Here is a 15,425-nt window from a genome sequence, read left to right on the forward strand (position 1 = left end):
GGTGACCTACTTCGCGCGCCTGCGGTAGCGGGCTTTGGCCGGCCGCTGCAGCTGGACCACCATCTTGGAGTGGTCGTTGCGGTAAGAGTCGGCGGGCTGGGCCATCTCGAACTCATACTCGCGCAACAGGACCGAGAAGATCGCTTTGATCTGCATCTGGGCGAACGCAGCGCCGACGCAGCGGTGCCTGCCCGCGCCGAACGGGATCCACGTCCACCGGTTGACGACGTCGGCCTGCTCGGGCTTGTTGTAGCGGTCGGGGTTGAACGCATCAGGGTCCGGGAAGTCCTCGGGAATCCGGTTGCTGATCGCCGGTGACGCCGCGACGAAGTCGCCCTTGTGAATCGGGAAGCCGGCCACCTCGAACTCGCCCTGTGCGACCCGCATCAGGATGATCAGTGGGGGATGCAGCCGCAGTGTTTCCTTGACCACGTTGTCCAGCTTCGGGATCTGGCGCAGCGCATGGAAACTGACCTCTTGGCCGTCGGCGTAGAGCTCGTCGAGTTCGTCCTGCACCTCGGCGTACACCTCAGGGTGGCGGATCAACTCGATCAACGTCCACGCCGAGGTGCCCGAGCTGGTGTGGTGCCCGGCGAACATCAGCGAGATGAACATGCCGGTCACCTCGTCGGCCGAGAACCGCGGATTGCCGTCGTCGTCGCGGATCGACACCAGCACGTCGAGCATGTCGCGGTCGGACTTGTCCTTCGGCGGATTGGCCAGCCTCTGATTCATGATTTCCTGAACCAGCGCAACGAGTTTCACTCGGGCTTCGTCTCGGCGCTTGAAGCTCTCGATCGGCAGGTACGGATCCACGTAGCACAGCGGGTCGGTGCCGCGCTCGAGATCGTGGTAGTACTCGGCAAATCGGTGGTCGAGCTGATTGCGGAACTTCAACCCGATCAGACACGCCGTCGAGGTGTAGATCGTCAGCTCGGCGAAGAAGTCGAGCAGTTCGATCTCGCCTTCCTCGCCCCAGTCGGCGATCATCTTCTGGACTTCGCCCTCGATGGTGGCCGCGTGGCCCTTCATGTGCTCGCCACGCAGAGCCGAGTTGTGCAGCATCTCCTTGCGCCGCTCCGGGCTGGCGTCGAACACCACACCCTTACCGAAGATCGGCGTCATGAACGGGTAAGCCTCGGCCTGGTCGAGATCCTCATCGGCCGAACGGAAGAAGAACTCGTTGGCTTCCGCGCCGGAGAGCAGGATGACGTGCTTGTCGACCAGCTGGAACCAGCCGACGTCGCCGCATTCCTCGCGCACGCGCTTCATCAGGCCGATCGGATCGGTGCGAAACTCCTCGAGGTGGCCGTGCTCTTCCTCGCCGCCGGAAACGCGCGGGACGATGGCTGTGGTCATTGATTCAGGGCTTTCTCGTCGACTTGGAGCTTTTGACGGTCTTTGTCGTCGGCCAACGGGGCCTCGGGCTGCAGTTCCATGTTCGCGATGAACCCGCCGCGCGGCGTTTCTGCCACGAACGCGATCGCGCGCGCCAGGTCGGAGGCCCGCAGGAAATAGTCGTGGCGGGCCTGCCCCCATTTGGCCCAATCCTCGAGTGCTGGACCGATTTTCTCGGCGGGCAGGCTCCAACCCATGCTGGTCTTCGTGGGACCGGGGTGCACGATCGAGGCGCGCACACCGGTGCCTTCCAGTTCCATCTGGAAATTGCTGACCATGGCGACCAGTGCCGCCTTGGCCGCGCCGTAGGCGCCCATGTGCGGCCGTTGCCGCAGCGCCACATCGGAGCCGACGAAGATCAGATCGCCCCGCTGACGCTCGAGCATGCCGGGCAACACCGCGGCCGCCAGCCGGTTGGCGCCGACGAGGTGGATCTGCAACTGCGATTCGAACTCGTCGGTGCTGATCTCGGCGAGTTTGCCGAAGTACGTGTCTCCGGCGCCGGCGACCAGCACCTCGATCTCGCCGAGCGCGTCGACGGACTGGGCGACAAAGGATTTGACCGAGTTCGGATCTGTGACGTCGAGGTGGAACCCGACCGCCTCACCACCGTTCGCGTTGATCTTGCCGACGATGTCGTCGAGCTTCTCGACGCGCCGCGCGCCGAGCGCGACGGGGAAGCCACGCGCGGCCATCTCGATGGCGGTGGCCTCGCCGATTCCTGACGAGGCGCCGGCGACGATGACGGGTCGGCGTTCGGGTAACGGTTCGAAGCGGGGCATGTGTTGGCCTTCAGAGGGTTTGGAGAGTGATCGGAAGATGAGCGAACCCGCGGACATTGCTCGAGTGGACGCGGACGGCGTTGGCCTCGTCGACCTCGTATCCGCGGATTCGCTTGAACAACTCGGTCAGCGCGACCCTGGCCTCCATGCGCGCGAGGTGCGCGCCGAGGCAGAAGTGTGCGCCGCTGCCGAAACTCATGAGCTTGGACCCGATCTCACGGCCGATGACGAACCGGTCGGGATCGTCGAACACCCGCTCGTCGCGGTGCGCCGAACCTGGCAGGAGCAGCAGCACGTCGCCGTCACCGATGGTGGTGTCATACAGCGTCAGCTCACCGGCCACGGTGCGCGCCAGGATCTGGCTCGAGGTGTCGTAGCGCAGCGTCTCCTCGACCCATAGCGGTACCCGGTCAAGGTCGGCATACACACCGGTGAGTTGGTCGGGGTTCTTGTGGCCCCAGAACGCCGCGTTGGCAAGCAGTTTCGTGGTGGTCTCGTTGCCGGCGATCACCATCAGGAACATGAAGCCGAGGATCTCGTCGTCGGTGAGCCGGTCGCCGTCGATCTCGGCTTCCAGCAGCGCGGTGGTGAGGTCGTCGGTGGGTGTCTTCCGGCGTTCGGCGACCATGCCCTGGTAGTAGACGATCAGGTTGATGGACGCCTCCACGGCCGCCGGCGGCACATCGGTCACGCCCTCGTCCCGGTGCATCACGCCGTCCGCCCATGCTCGCACCTGGCTGCGGTCGGGTTCGGGCACGCCCATCAGTTCGGAGATGACGTCCATCGGCAGCTTGCCTGCGAATTCATCGACGTAGTCGACGGTTTCGTTCGATCGCGCCTTCTCCAGCATGACATCGAGGTGCTGGACCGCGATCTCGGTGACCCGCGGCTCCAGTTCGCGAATGCGGCGCGGCGTGAAGCCCTTCGACACCAGCGTGCGCAACCGCAGATGCGCCGGATCGTCCATCGCGAGGAAAGACATGGTCTTCGACGCGTGCGGGCCGCGCGAGGCGGGATCCAACGACACGCCGAACTTGTTCGACAGCGTGGTGCTGTTACGGAAACCCTGCAGCACGTCCTGGTGCCGCGACAGCGCCCAGAAGCCGAGTTCGTCATTGCGATACAGCGGCGCCTCGTCGCGCAACCGCTTGTAGTACGGATACGGGTCCTCGTGGAAGTCGTAATCGTAGGGGTCGAGGATCACGTCGGAGGCGGCTCCGGTCTGAGGGGTCACTGCTCGTCTCCCAGGATGAGGCCGACGACATAGGAGAGCCGGTCGGCGATCTGGTGGTAGGTGAACACGCCGCTGCCGGCGTTGACCAGCGCGCCGAAGAACGTCATCTCCAAGGCGGCCAGCGCGCGTGGATCGGCGTCGGGTCCCATGGCCGAGCGGATACGGCGGTGGATCTCGGCGCCGATGCGGTCGCGCACGGCGCGCACGGTGGCGTCGGTTCCGCTCAGCAACGCGGTCGTGCAGGCCGCCGCGACCTCAGGTTCGTCGGCGACCATCAACGCCATGGCGCGCAGCGTCTTCTCGACGCGGGTCAGTCTGCTTTCGTTGACGTCGGTGAAGTACGGAACCTGGCGCATCAGGTCGAGGTAGACCTCGGCGATCAGGTGGTTCTTCGACGAGAAGTAGGTATAGGCGGTCGCGGGGGCGACCTTGGCCTTCGCCGCGACGGCTCGCACGGTCAGGTCGGCGTAGCTGGATTCGCGCAGCATCTGAACCCCTGCTGCGAGCACCTTGCGAAACGTCTCCTCCTGGCGACGGTTGCGCGGCGTCTCGCCGTCGGTCACGGGCGCCGGCCCTGTGACCGCGACCACGGGTTCGCTGGACACATGTCCAAGCTATCGGATGCCAGCTGCGGCCCGCAAGTGCCCAGTTGGGGCCCATCTGCTTGCCACCTGCCAGGCCAGAGGTCTAAGGTTGCTTTCAAATCAATCCGGACAGTTGTCCAGCAACGGTGGAACGGAGCGCAGATGGCAGTGCTGGCCAATCGCGAGAGTCAGTTGCTCATCGACGGCAAGCTCGTCGGCGGCGGTGGCGGGACGTTCCAGACCGTCAACCCGGCGACCGAGGAGGTGCTCGGCGTCGCCGCCGACGCGACCGCCGACGACATGGATCGCGCGATCGGGGCGGCCCGTCGCGCGTTCGATGAGACCGACTGGTCGACCAACACCGAGTTGCGGGTGCGGTGTCTGCGCCAACTGCAGCAGGTGCTGCGCGACAACCTAGAAGAGTTACGGGACTTGACGATTTCCGAGGTGGGTGCGCCGCGGATGCTGACGTCGGCAGCCCAACTCGAGGGCCCGGTGGAAGACCTGGCGTTCTGCGCCGACACCGCCGAGTCGTATCAGTGGGTCACCGATTTGGGAGTCGCCTCCCCGATGGGGATTCCGTCTCGTCGGAAGGTGGTGCGTGAGGCCGTCGGCGTCGTCGGTGCCATCACGCCGTGGAACTTCCCGCACCAGATCAACCTGGCCAAGATCGGTCCCGCGCTGGCGGCGGGCAACACCGTGGTGCTCAAGCCGGCGCCGGACACCCCGTGGTGCGCGGCCGCGGTCGGGGAACTGATCGCCGAGCACACCGACATCCCGCCGGGCGTGGTCAACATCGTCACGTCCAGCGATCACGGTGTTGGCGCCCTGCTGTCGAAAGACCCACGGGTCGATATGGTTTCGTTCACCGGTTCGACGGCGACCGGCCGGGCCGTGATGGCCGACGGCGCCGCGACGATCAAGAGGGTGTTCCTCGAACTCGGTGGCAAGTCGGCGTTTCTCGTGCTCGACGACGCGGATCTCGCGGGTGCGTGTTCGATGTCGGCCTTCACCGCGTCCATGCACGCGGGCCAAGGTTGTGCGATCACCACACGGTTGGTGGTGCCGCGTGCCCGCTACGACGAGGCCGTCGAGGCGGCGGCTGCGACGATGGCGGGGCTGCGGCCGGGCGATCCGCAGGACGCCGGAACGATCTGTGGCCCTTTGATTTCCGCCCGTCAGCGCGACCGGGTGCAAGGGTACCTGGACTCGGCGATCGACGAGGGCGGCAAGTTCGCGTGCGGCGGCGGCCGTCCACAGGACCGCGACACCGGCTTCTTCATCGAGCCGACCGTGATCGCCGGATTGGACAACGACGCCAAGGTCGCCCGCGAGGAGATTTTCGGGCCGGTGCTCACGGTCATCGCCCATGACGGCGACGACGACGCGGTGCGCATCGCCAACGACTCGCCATACGGCTTGTCCGGCACGGTGTTCTCCGCCGACGAGGAGCGCGCGAACCGGGTGGCGGCGCGGATGCGGGTCGGCACGGTCAACGTCAACGGCGGCGTCTGGTACTCGGCGGACATGCCGTTCGGCGGGTACAAGCAGTCGGGACTGGGCCGGGAGATGGGTCTGGCCGGCTTCGAGGAATACCTGGAGATCAAGGCCATCGCCACAGCGGTGTGACCAGAAGGGAAGACATGAGGTTCAACGACAAGGTCGCGATCGTCACGGGTGCGGGCGGCGGGATCGGCCAGGCCTACGCCGAGGCACTGGCACGTGAGGGCGCGGCCGTCGTCGTCGCCGACATCAACACCGAGGGTGCGCAGAAGGTCGCCGACGGGATCAAGGGCGAGGGCGGTAACGCGTTGGCGGTGCGGGTCGACGTGTCCGATCCCGAATCCGCCAAGGAGATGGCCGCACAGACGCTTTCGGAGTTCGGCGGCATCGACTATCTGGTGAACAACGCCGCGATCTTCGGCGGCATGAAGCTGGACTTCCTGATCACCGTCGACTGGGACTACTACAAGAAGTTCATGAGCGTGAACATGGACGGTGCGTTGGTGTGCACCCGAGCGGTGTACAAGAAGATGGCCAAGCGCGGGGGCGGGGCGATCGTCAACCAGTCGTCCACCGCGGCGTGGCTGTACTCGAACTTCTACGGGCTGGCCAAGGTGGGCATCAACGGCCTGACGCAGCAGTTGGCCACCGAACTCGGCGGCCAGAACATCCGCGTCAACGCGATCGCGCCAGGACCCATCGACACCGAGGCCAACCGCACCACCACCCCGCAGGAAATGGTCGATGACATCGTGAAGCGAATTCCGTTGTCGCGCATGGGTGAGCCCGAGGATCTGATTGGTATGTGCCTGTTCCTGCTGTCGGATGAGGCCAAGTGGATCACCGGCCAGATCTTCAACGTCGACGGCGGACAGATCATCCGATGACCGACGACGTCAAGCTCGGCTACATCGGTCTTGGCAACATGGGCGCGCCGATGGCCAAGCGTCTGGTTCAGTGGCCGGGCGGGCTGGTGGTCTTCGATGTGCGGGCAGAGGCCATGACACCATTGGCGGAGGTCGGCGCGACACTGGCCGACAACGTCGCCGATGTCGCGGCCGCCGACATCATCAGCGTGACGGTGCTCAACGACGAGCAGGTGCGCGAAGTCGTCGGCGAACTGGCGGCCAACGCGAAGCCCGGCACCGTGATCGCGATTCACTCGACGATCAGCCCGGAGACCGCGGTGGAACTCGCCGAACAGTTGCGGCCCCAGGGGCTCCACATCGCCGACGCCCCGGTGACCGGTGGCGGAGGCGCAGCGGAGAAGGGCGAGCTGGCGGTGATGGTCGGCGCCGAACGCGAGGTGTACGAGCGGATCAAGCCGGCGTTCAAACAGTTCGCGTCGTTGGTGATCCACGCCGGCGAGCCGGGAGCTGGAACCCGGATGAAGTTGGCGCGCAACATGTTGACGTTCACCGGCTATGTCGCTGCGTGCGAGGCGATGAAGTTGGCCGAGGCGTCCGGGCTGAGCCTTCAGGCGCTCGGCCGGGTCGTGCGCCACAGTGACGCACAGAGTGGTGGGCCCGGCGCGATCATCGTGCGCGAGGACATGAAAGACCTGACCCCCGACCACTGGCTGTATGACGCGTTCACCCACACCCGCGGGTTGGGCGAGAAGGACTTGAGCTTGGCTCTGGAGTTGGGGGAGAGCGTCGACGTCGGCCTGCCGCTGGCCAAGATCGCATTGCAGAACCTGGCTGCCGGGCTGGGTGTGCCGCACACGAAGGAGTAAGAGGATGGACGAGTTGCGCCGCAAGGGCCTGGAGATGATGAACGAGGTCTACGGCTGGGAGATGCCGAACGTCGAGGGCAACGACTACTTCGCGCTGACGGCCGATCACCTCTTCGGAACCATCTGGACGCGGCCCGGTCTTTCCATGCGGGACAAGCGGATCATGACGTTGACCGTGGTGACCGCGCTCGGCAATTCGGAGCTGGCCGAGATTCAGGCCAACGCCGCGCTCGCCAACGGTGAGATCACCGAAGACGAGCTCAAGGAGATGGCGATCTTCCTCACCCACTATCTCGGTTTCCCGCTGGGCTCCAAACTCGATGGGGTGGTCAGCAAGGTGGTCAAGAACCGTAAGAAGGCCGCCGAGAAGGGGCGGGGCGAGGACAAGAAGGCGAACGTCAACGCGGCGGTGAAGATGCACTCCGGGGGGACGGTCCATGACGACCCAGATGAGTAGGTACTCCTCGCTGTCGCGCGAAGAACTCGCGGTGTTGGTGCCCGAGCTGCTGCTGATCGGCCAGCTGATCGACCGGTCCGGGATGGCCTGGTGCATCAGCAATTTCGGGCGCGAGGAGATGCTGCAGATCGCGATCGAGGAGTGGATGGGCGCCAGCCCCATCTACACCAAGCGGATGCAGAAGGCGTTGAAGTACGAGGGCGAAGACGTCGTCACGATCTTCAAGGGTTTGCAACTCGATATCGGTGCGCCGCCGCAGTTCATGGATTTCCGCTACACCGTGCACGACCGCTGGCACGGCGAGTTCCATCTCGATCACTGCGGTGCGCTGCTCGACGTGGAACCGATGGGCGAGGATTATGTGCGCGGCATGTGCCACGACATCGAGGACCCCACGTTCGACGCCACGGCGGTCGCCACCAACCGTCGAGCACAGATCCGGCCGATCCATCGCCCACCGCGCACCCCCGCCGACCGGCACCCCCACTGCGCGTGGACCGTGATCATCGACGAGTCGCATCCCGAGGTCGAGGGGCACCCTGTTCTCGACGTGATCCGTCGAACACGGGCGGCACAAACCGAACTCGACCCGATCGACATTGAAGACGAGGGACAGGCGGACTACTCCGGCGCGCTGTTGTCGGACTTCGACTTCGGTGCGTTCTCACATTCGGCGTTGGTGCGCATGGCGGACGAGGTCTGCCTGCAGATGCACTTGTTGAACCTGTCGTTCGTGATCGCGGTGGGCAAGCGGGCGGGGACCAACACCGAACTGGCGACCGAGATCTGCACCAAGCAACTGATCGGCGTCGCCGGAATCGCCGCCGAGCGGATTCATCGGGCACTGAGACTTCCCGGCGGCATCGAGGGCGCGCTGCGCACGATGGAGCTACATCCGATGTTCAACCCCGCCGCATACGTCGACGCGGAGTTCGGCCCGGACGTGGTGCATGTGCGAAGGTCACCGGCCCACGAGGACGGCGCATGGGTGTCGCTGGTGTCTCCCGGCGAGGTGCGCCCGCTGCAGGCGATCGTCACCGCAGTCGACAGGCACCTCGATGTCGAGGTCGCGGGCGACGGTCAGGACTGGACCGCGCGCGTCGTCGAAACCGGCACGGAGGCCAAGGAATTCTCCGAGGTGTCGGTGGTCAGGGTCAGTGGCGGCGCCTCTTGGGAGTTCGAGGACCGCAAGTCGCTGCCGTTGACGGTGCTCTGAAAACCTCTGCATCGGGTGCGCGTGCCCGTCGCTTAGGCTCGGGGAATGATGCGTCTGGAACGACTGGCGGCGTGGCCGCTCGCGATCTGTATGACCATGGTGCTGGCCGGTTGTTCAGGGTCCGACAGCGCGCCCGAGTCGACTTCGGCGTCGCCCCAGGCAACTGCAGAGTTCGACCTGTCGAAGCTGTCGCAACTCGAGGACGATATGCCACCGGGATTCGTTCCGTATCCGTCGGAAGTTCGCAGACTCCAACAGCTTTACGTCGCCGGAGTCGGATCGGTCGTGTCCAACGGAAAGCCGTTCGAGGCGGACCCGCCGCAGTGCCATGTCTTGTTGAAACCGGTGGATGGCCAGGCCGGAGCCGAGACCGTCGGCATCCGGGCGGATGGAACCGAGAAGCGAACGATTGCGGTCGGTGCAGATGTGCCGGTCTCCGTTCCGGCGCAGATCCCCACGGTCGGTTGCGAACGGCTGAGGTACACCGTGCCCGATGACGACCAACCGCGCAGCGGCACAGCCGAACGGATCGCGGCGCCGGACATCGACGGAGCCACCACGTATGCCCTCGAACTCACGACGGATGGCTTCCCTGATCCGGAGTACTACTACGCCGCCATCCTCGACGATCGCGTCTACGTCGACGTCCAGGCGCGCCTCGCTCCCGAATTCGACGCAGAGCCCGTGCTCGCGGGCCTCCTGCGAGAAGCCGTGTCGGTGATTCGCGGCTAGAAAGGACTACCTGAGTAGGGATCCGGAATGAGGACACCCGAACGCGGCCATAGCTCCACCATTCCGGCGGGAATGCGTGCCTGCGGGTCGACGATCTCGATCTCGGTGAGATCGACTGGCGCCTCGGGGATGTGCGGCTCGTAGCCCGGGTAGTTGGGATTGGGCACCCAGGCCCCTGAGCCGGGGACCAGTTCCATCTGCCAGGGTTCGCCCTTGACCCCCGGGCCCAAATACTCGATGTCGTTGAGATCGAGTGGTGCCTCAGGAGTTTTCGGTTGATAGGTGGGGCTGCCGGGGTCCGGTACCCACACTCCGGAGCCTGGAATCAGTTCCATCATCCCCGGCCGGCCCTTGGCGCTTGGGTCCAGGTACTCGATGTCGGCCAGGTCGAGCGTCGTCGGGGGCACTTCGTCGCTCGGCTCGTCTTCGTCGTCGCTCATGAACGACACCGTTTCCGCGTCGTCGTCCTTGCCCCGCCCACTCAGCTCCTCGTACTCGCCTGCCAGACCGCGCATCCTCTCGGCGATGGCGGACAACTCACCGTGGGAACGGCGGACGATATCGGCGACCTCGCTTGCGCCCCTGCTGATGACCGGCCACAGCATCCGCTCGCCGGCCGCGGTCCTCGGGACGGTCGCGGCCGTGTCGACCACCCACTGCCTGACGCCTTCGAGTTCGCGTCGGCCGGCCGCCACCACCGCCGCCGACCGGTCGACTTCGGCCTTGAGTCGCTGATCGAGGTCCGCCATCGCGGCCAGCGCACGGCTCTGTCGCTGGTTTGCCTCGGCATACGATTCCGAGCCCGCACCGGTCCAGTCCCGCGGTGCGACTGCGTCGACATCGCTCTGCAGCCGGCGCAACCGCGCACTGTGGTCGAAGCCGTCACCGCCGTGCGGAGTGCCCTCGCCGAACGTGGTGCGCGCGCGTTCCCACGTCGACAGGAAGGCAGCCAGGACACTCACGATCGGAGTCTAAGGCCGGTCAACTCGTGCGTTCGACGGCAATTTCGGGGGCCAGCGTCGCGCCGACCCAACGGCGCAGGTACTTGCGCAGTTCCGCGCCTCTGCGTGGCGGGCGGCCCGGGTCGATGATGAACGACTGGATGATCCGCAGCAGATGTTCGGCCAACTCGTCGAGGTCGCCGTCGGTCAAGCCGTGACCGGTCCAGTCCACGTCGAAGCGCCGCAGCATCGAGTTGGCGAACTGCAGCGCCACATCAGAGGTGACCGTCTGACTGAAGGCGCTGGCTCTTCCGGGCGTCAGCAGCAGGCCCATGTGCTTGTCCTTGGGCAGCCACTCGAGCGCGGTGGCGATGCCCTCGGCGACCGCCTCTTGCGGGTCGGTCACTCCCTGCAGATGGTCGGCCAGCCGATCCAGGAAGCCGGTCGCCGCGCGTTGCGCCGAGGCTTCGAGCAGCGCGTCGGTGCTGGGGAAGTACCGGTAGACGGTCTGCCTCGTGACACCGAGGGTGCGAGCGACGTCGGCGATGGAGAAGTCCGCGCCGCGGGCGTCGATCGCCTTGCCTGCGGCGTCGAGGATGCGGGCGACCGCCTCCTCATCCGTCGACGGTGCCGATCCGGACCAGCCGTGGGTGCGCACGGCGAAATCCTACTCAGCCAGTTCGATCAACCCGTGTAGGAGACCTGCAGGTTCTTGACGCCGTTGATCCAGCCCGACCGAAGGCGTTGCGGTTCGCCGAGTTTGGCGATGTCGGGGATCTGGTCGGCGATCTCGTTGAAGATCAGCTTGATCTCCATGCGGGCCAGGTTCGCGCCGATGCAGTAGTGCGCGCCGTTGCCGCCGAAGCCGAGGTGCGGGTTGGGGTCGCGCAGGATGTTGAACTCGAAGGGCCGTTCGAAGACGTCTTCGTCGTAGTTGGCCGAGCTGTAGAACAGCCCGACGCGCTGGCCCTCGCGGATCGTGACACCGCCAAGCTCATTGTCGGCCAACGCCGTTCGCTGAAAGCAGTGCACTGGGGTGGCCCAGCGCACGATCTCGTCGGCGGTGGTCTCCGGCCGGTCCCGCTTGAACAGGTCCCACTGGTCGGGGTTCTCGAAGAACGCGTTCATGCCGTGTGTCATGGCGTTGCGGGTGGTTTCGTTGCCGGCGACCGCCAGCAGAATCACAAAGAACGCGAACTCGACGTCCTCGAGGGACTCACCCTCGAGGTCGGCCTGGACCAGCCGGGTGACGATGTCGTCTGCCGGACAACGCCGACGCTCCTCGGCCATCGAGTAGGCGTAACCCATCAACTCCGCGTTGGCGGCGGTCGGGTCGGAGTCGAAGTCCGGATCGTCGGTGTTCATGATCGCGTTGGTCCAGTGGAACAGCTTCTCGCGATCGGCCTCCGGAACTCCGATCAGATCGGCGATCGCCAACAGCGGCAGGCTCATCGCGATGTCGTCGACGAAGTTGCCGCTGCCCTTTTCCTTTGCGGCGGCGACGATTTCGCGCGCTGCGGTGGCGAGCTTCGCCTCGAGGGTCGTGATGGCTCGCGGTGTGAAAAGGCGCGACACCAGCTTGCGCAGCCTGGTGTGCTCCGGCGCGTCGTGGTTGATCAGCAGTGCCTTGGTGAGCTCGAGCTGGTCGGCGGTGACGCCTTCGGGCAGGCGCATCACCGCGCCCTTGCGGTTGGTCGACCACAGGTCACCGTTGCGGGAGATGGCCTTGATGTCGTCGTGGCGGCTGATCACCCAGTAGCCGCCGTCGTCGAAGATCGACTCGGGCTGCTCGTTCCACCACACCGGCGCGGTCTTGCGCAGCTCGGCGAATTCGGCCACGGGGATGCCGCGGAGCAGCACCTCGGGGTCGGTGAAGTCGTAACCGTCGGGCAAGAACGGACATGTGGCGTGCGTCATACATTAGACCATACAGTGTGTTGTCAAGTGTATGGCCGAAGGGCCGGGTTGACAGGCGTTAGGGTGAGCAGTTGTGCGAGTCCTGGTGATTGGCTCCGGAGCCCGTGAACATGCGCTGCTGCTGGCGCTACGGCGAGACCCCGAGGTCGAGGGGCTGTCCGTGGCCCCGGGTAATGCGGGGACCGCAGGGATCGCCGACCAGTACGACGTCGACATCACCTCCGGTGAGGCGGTCGCGAAGTTGGCCCAGCGCATCGCCGCCGACCTGGTGGTCATCGGGCCGGAAGTGCCGTTGGTGCTCGGTGTCGCCGATGCTGTGCGCAGCGTCGGGATCCCCTGCTTCGGGCCGACGAAGGACGCGGCGCGTATCGAGGGTTCGAAGTCGTTCGCCAAGGACGTGATGACCGCCGCCGGAGTGCGCACCGCCAGGAGCGAGGTCGTCGACAACCCGGCACATCTCGACGCCGCGCTCGACCGGTTCGGCCCGCCGGGCGGGGACCCGGCGTGGGTGGTCAAGGACGACGGCCTGGCCGCGGGCAAGGGCGTGGTGGTGACCGCCGACCGCGCCACCGCGCGGGCGCACGCGGCAAGCCTGCTCGACGCGGGGCATCCGGTGTTGCTCGAGTCGTTCCTCGACGGCCCGGAGGTGTCGCTGTTCTGCGTCGTCGACGGCGAGACCGTGGTGCCGCTGCTCCCGGCGCAGGACTTCAAGCGCGTCGGCGACAACGACACCGGGCCCAATACCGGAGGCATGGGGGCCTACGCCCCCTTGCCGTGGCTGCCCGATGACGTCGTCACCCGGATCGTCGATGACGTGGTGAAACCCGTTGCCGCCGAATTGGTTGCGCGCGGCAGTTCGTTCTCGGGCCTGCTATACACCGGGTTGGCGATCACGCCGCAAGGGCCCGCGGTGATCGAATTCAACTGCCGCTTCGGCGATCCGGAGACCCAATGTGTGCTGGCGTTGCTGGAGACGCCGCTGGGCCAACTGTTGTACGCCGCCGCGATCGGAGACCTCGCCGACGAGCCGCCCTTGCAGTGGCGCGACGGCGCCGCGGTGACCGTGGTGCTGGCCGCGGAGAATTACCCGGGCCGCCCGCGGGTCGGCGACGCGATCACCGGGTCAGAGGTCGACGGCGTGCTGCACGCGGGGACAAGTCGGAGCGACGACGGCGCGATCATGTCATCGGGCGGCCGTGTGCTCTCGGTGGTCGGCACTGGTGCGGACCTCCCGGCCGCGCGCGAAGCCGCCTACCAGCTGATCAAGTCGATTCGGTTGCCCGGCAGCCACTTTCGCAGCGATATCGGCTTGGCGGCGGCCGAAGGGCGAATCGCCCTCTAGGCCGTCAGCAACGGCGCCATCCAACTCAGCTCACCGGGCAGTTGCGAGCTCCAGAACCCACCGTCGTGCCCGCCCGGTGAGAACCCGCCGGCGGGCGGGTTCGGCAGCTGCGCAATGAACTCTTTCGTCGCCGAATAGAAGGGATCGTCGGTGCCACAGTCGATTCGGATCGGGATGGACGCCAGCGCGGGCAGCCCCCATACGCTGTTGGCCGCATAGTCCTCGGCGCTGTCGAAAGCGCCGGGCGCGGCCGCCCCCGACGACGTCCACAACGCCGGGCTCACCGCACAGATCGCCGCCGTGCGGGCCGGGCCGAGCCGGGCACCGAGCAGCAGCGCGCCGTAGCCGCCCATCGACCAGCCGAGAAAGCCGACGCGCGAGGTGTCCAAGCCCTGCGAGTCGAGCATCGGGATCAACTCATCGAGCACCATCGCCCCGGAGTCCTCGCCGGACGCCCGCTTGTGCCAGTAGCTTCCACCGCCGTCGACGGCGACCACCGCGAACGGCGGCAGCCCCGCGGCGACGGCCTCGGCCAGGCCCTGCTCCACACCTCCGGCCATCACACCGGCCGCGTCCTGTCCTTTCCCGTGCAGCGCAATGACGGGACGCAACGGGGCGCTCTGGCCGGGCGGGCGGGCGATTGCCCAATTGGTCGTCCGTCCTCCCCGCGCCGCCGAGACGAAGGAGCCGTCGATGTAGGTGGGCGCGGCAGGGGCCGCCGGAACCGTCGGCGCCATCCGCAACGCCACCGCCCCGGCCGCGGCACCGACTCCGAAGCGCAGAAGCGAACGGCGAGTCAGTTCGGGCATGGCGGCCATCATGCCACCGGCACTTGTTCAGCCGGCGCGGCCGTTTGCGCGTCGCAGCAGAACCACCAGCCCCGTCTTCTGTGGGCAAAGCCTGACGTTTAGCCGAAAGCCCGATGGGAGGCCCGCCTGACTGGCAGCATGCTAGGCGTGACGGCAGCGGTCACTCCCAAGGGAGAGCGTCGGCGGTATGCGCTGGTCAGCGCAGCTGCCGATCTGCTGTGCGAAGGCGGCTTCGACGCGGTGCGTCATCGCGCCGTGGCCCGTCGTGCCGGCCTGCCGCTGGCGTCGACGACCTATTACTTCTCGTCGCTGGACGACTTGATCGCCAAGGCTGTCGAATACGTCGGCGAGCGCGAGGCCGAGCAGTTGCGGGCGCGCGTCGCGATGCTGTCGCGGCGGCGACGGGGCGCGGAGTCGACCGCCGACATCCTGGTCGACCTGTTGGTCGATGACGCGGTGGGACAGCGGGTCAGCGAGCAGTTGATCTCGCGCTATGAGCGCTACATCGCATGCGCACGCCACCCCCTGTTGCGCGACATCCAACGGCGGATTCTGCGCCAGCGCAGCGACGCGGTCATCGAGGTCATCGAACGCTCGGGGCGGTCGGTGCGGGCGGAGTACCTCACCGCGTTGGTCAACGCCGTCGATGGTGCGGTGGTCGCGGCGCTGGTCGCCGAGGGTGACGGCCCTCGCGCAACAGCGCGCGCGACGTTGATCGACGTGATAGACGTGTTGGCACCGATCGACGAGCGGGTAGCGCAGGTGTAAAGCCAGA

General features: G+C 66.4%; 16 protein-coding genes. 8 read left to right on the forward strand and 8 right to left on the reverse strand.

The window, feature by feature from the left end; genetic code table 11:
• Window positions 1-6: 6 nt before the first annotated feature.
• From G6N18_RS19500 to G6N18_RS19515, 4 genes are read right to left on the reverse strand one after another with little or no spacing between them, the layout of a single operon-like run.
• The gene (locus G6N18_RS19500) at window positions 7-1,359 is read right to left on the reverse strand and encodes a lanosterol 14-alpha demethylase (RefSeq protein ID WP_083006202.1); all 1,353 of its coding nucleotides are present in this window, start codon (window positions 1,357-1,359) and stop codon (window positions 7-9) included.
• Window positions 1,356-2,180 carry an SDR family oxidoreductase gene (locus tag G6N18_RS19505; RefSeq protein ID WP_067217985.1) on the reverse strand — a complete coding sequence of 275 codons (825 nt, stop codon included), beginning with the start codon at window positions 2,178-2,180 and terminating at the stop codon, window positions 1,356-1,358. Before G6N18_RS19505 ends, G6N18_RS19500 begins: the two co-directional genes overlap by 4 nt.
• A gap of 10 nt (window positions 2,181-2,190) precedes the next feature.
• Window positions 2,191-3,414 (reverse strand): cytochrome P450, encoded by a 1,224-nt coding sequence (locus tag G6N18_RS19510; protein WP_083006204.1) that lies wholly within the window; start codon window positions 3,412-3,414, stop codon window positions 2,191-2,193.
• Window positions 3,411-4,019 (reverse strand): TetR/AcrR family transcriptional regulator, encoded by a 609-nt coding sequence (locus G6N18_RS19515; RefSeq protein ID WP_067217992.1) that lies wholly within the window; start codon window positions 4,017-4,019, stop codon window positions 3,411-3,413. Before G6N18_RS19515 ends, G6N18_RS19510 begins: the two co-directional genes overlap by 4 nt.
• A gap of 141 nt (window positions 4,020-4,160) precedes the next feature.
• Between G6N18_RS19515 and G6N18_RS19520 the strand changes: the two genes are divergently transcribed.
• Genes G6N18_RS19520 through G6N18_RS19545 form a run of 6 tightly spaced genes read left to right on the forward strand, consistent with a single transcriptional unit; the run spans window position 4,161 to window position 9,641 of the window.
• Window positions 4,161-5,627: an aldehyde dehydrogenase gene (locus tag G6N18_RS19520; RefSeq protein WP_067217995.1), complete on the forward strand. Its 1,467-nt coding sequence runs from the start codon at window positions 4,161-4,163 to the stop codon at window positions 5,625-5,627.
• 14 nt (window positions 5,628-5,641) lie between these two features.
• A complete protein-coding gene (locus G6N18_RS19525; RefSeq protein ID WP_067217998.1) occupies window positions 5,642-6,388 on the forward strand; it encodes an SDR family oxidoreductase in 747 nt (248 codons plus the stop codon).
• Entirely contained in the window at window positions 6,385-7,236 is an 852-nt protein-coding gene (locus G6N18_RS19530) for an NAD(P)-dependent oxidoreductase (protein ID WP_083006206.1), read from the forward strand. The genes G6N18_RS19525 and G6N18_RS19530 overlap by 4 nt, the downstream gene beginning before the upstream one ends.
• 4 nt (window positions 7,237-7,240) lie before the next feature.
• Window positions 7,241-7,693: a carboxymuconolactone decarboxylase family protein gene (locus G6N18_RS19535; RefSeq protein WP_067218005.1), complete on the forward strand. Its 453-nt coding sequence runs from the start codon at window positions 7,241-7,243 to the stop codon at window positions 7,691-7,693.
• Complete coding sequence (locus tag G6N18_RS19540) at window positions 7,674-8,909, forward strand: hypothetical protein (protein WP_234806246.1); 1,236 nt, start codon at window positions 7,674-7,676, stop codon at window positions 8,907-8,909. Before G6N18_RS19535 ends, G6N18_RS19540 begins: the two co-directional genes overlap by 20 nt.
• A 45-nt stretch (window positions 8,910-8,954) precedes the next feature.
• Window positions 8,955-9,641 (forward strand): DUF5642 family protein, encoded by a 687-nt coding sequence (locus G6N18_RS19545; protein WP_083006208.1) that lies wholly within the window; start codon window positions 8,955-8,957, stop codon window positions 9,639-9,641.
• On the opposite strand, the gene G6N18_RS24355 is transcribed toward G6N18_RS19545, so the two are convergent.
• Genes G6N18_RS24355 through G6N18_RS19560 form a run of 3 tightly spaced genes read right to left on the reverse strand, consistent with a single transcriptional unit; the run spans window position 9,638 to window position 12,499 of the window.
• On the reverse strand, window positions 9,638-10,603 hold the full coding sequence (locus tag G6N18_RS24355) for an EspA/EspE family type VII secretion system effector (RefSeq protein WP_067218015.1): 966 nt from the start codon (window positions 10,601-10,603) through the stop codon (window positions 9,638-9,640). The two genes, G6N18_RS19545 and G6N18_RS24355, sit on opposite strands and share 4 nt — an antisense overlap.
• Before the next feature lie 19 nt (window positions 10,604-10,622).
• Window positions 10,623-11,240 (reverse strand): TetR/AcrR family transcriptional regulator, encoded by a 618-nt coding sequence (locus G6N18_RS19555; RefSeq protein WP_067218018.1) that lies wholly within the window; start codon window positions 11,238-11,240, stop codon window positions 10,623-10,625.
• Between the two features lie 26 nt (window positions 11,241-11,266).
• The gene (locus tag G6N18_RS19560; RefSeq protein WP_067218022.1) at window positions 11,267-12,499 is read right to left on the reverse strand and encodes a cytochrome P450; all 1,233 of its coding nucleotides are present in this window, start codon (window positions 12,497-12,499) and stop codon (window positions 11,267-11,269) included.
• 73 nt (window positions 12,500-12,572) lie between these two features.
• Here G6N18_RS19560 and purD point away from each other — a divergent pair, with 73 nt between their 5' ends.
• Window positions 12,573-13,841, forward strand: coding sequence for a phosphoribosylamine--glycine ligase (purD, locus tag G6N18_RS19565; protein WP_083006210.1), 1,269 nt, complete (start codon window positions 12,573-12,575; stop codon window positions 13,839-13,841).
• Here purD and G6N18_RS19570 read toward each other — a convergent pair.
• Window positions 13,838-14,659, reverse strand: a complete 822-nt coding sequence (locus G6N18_RS19570) for an alpha/beta hydrolase (protein WP_083006271.1) — start codon at window positions 14,657-14,659, stop codon at window positions 13,838-13,840. The two genes, purD and G6N18_RS19570, sit on opposite strands and share 4 nt — an antisense overlap.
• Before the next feature lie 129 nt (window positions 14,660-14,788).
• On the opposite strand from G6N18_RS19570, the gene G6N18_RS19575 reads away from it, so the two are divergent.
• A complete protein-coding gene (locus G6N18_RS19575; protein ID WP_067218029.1) occupies window positions 14,789-15,418 on the forward strand; it encodes a TetR/AcrR family transcriptional regulator in 630 nt (209 codons plus the stop codon).
• Window positions 15,419-15,425: the final 7 nt, after the last annotated feature.

The sequence above is a fragment of the Mycolicibacterium celeriflavum genome (assembly GCF_010731795.1).
Lineage (GTDB): Bacteria > Actinomycetota > Actinomycetes > Mycobacteriales > Mycobacteriaceae > Mycobacterium > Mycobacterium celeriflavum.

Coding starts and splice junctions, on each gene's coding strand:
- G6N18_RS19500 (WP_083006202.1), bottom strand. CDS start 1,359: ATGACCACAGCCATCGTCCCGCGCGTTTCCGGCGGCGAGGAAGAGCAC.
- G6N18_RS19505 (WP_067217985.1), bottom strand. CDS start 2,180: ATGCCCCGCTTCGAACCGTTACCCGAACGCCGACCCGTCATCGTCGCC.
- G6N18_RS19520 (WP_067217995.1), top strand. CDS start 4,161: ATGGCAGTGCTGGCCAATCGCGAGAGTCAGTTGCTCATCGACGGCAAG.
- G6N18_RS19525 (WP_067217998.1), top strand. CDS start 5,642: ATGAGGTTCAACGACAAGGTCGCGATCGTCACGGGTGCGGGCGGCGGG.
- G6N18_RS19530 (WP_083006206.1), top strand. CDS start 6,385: ATGACCGACGACGTCAAGCTCGGCTACATCGGTCTTGGCAACATGGGC.
- G6N18_RS19535 (WP_067218005.1), top strand. CDS start 7,241: ATGGACGAGTTGCGCCGCAAGGGCCTGGAGATGATGAACGAGGTCTAC.
- G6N18_RS19540 (WP_234806246.1), top strand. CDS start 7,674: ATGACGACCCAGATGAGTAGGTACTCCTCGCTGTCGCGCGAAGAACTC.
- G6N18_RS19545 (WP_083006208.1), top strand. CDS start 8,955: ATGATGCGTCTGGAACGACTGGCGGCGTGGCCGCTCGCGATCTGTATG.
- G6N18_RS19560 (WP_067218022.1), bottom strand. CDS start 12,499: ATGACGCACGCCACATGTCCGTTCTTGCCCGACGGTTACGACTTCACC.
- G6N18_RS19570 (WP_083006271.1), bottom strand. CDS start 14,659: ATGGCCGCCATGCCCGAACTGACTCGCCGTTCGCTTCTGCGCTTCGGA.
- G6N18_RS19575 (WP_067218029.1), top strand. CDS start 14,789: ATGCTAGGCGTGACGGCAGCGGTCACTCCCAAGGGAGAGCGTCGGCGG.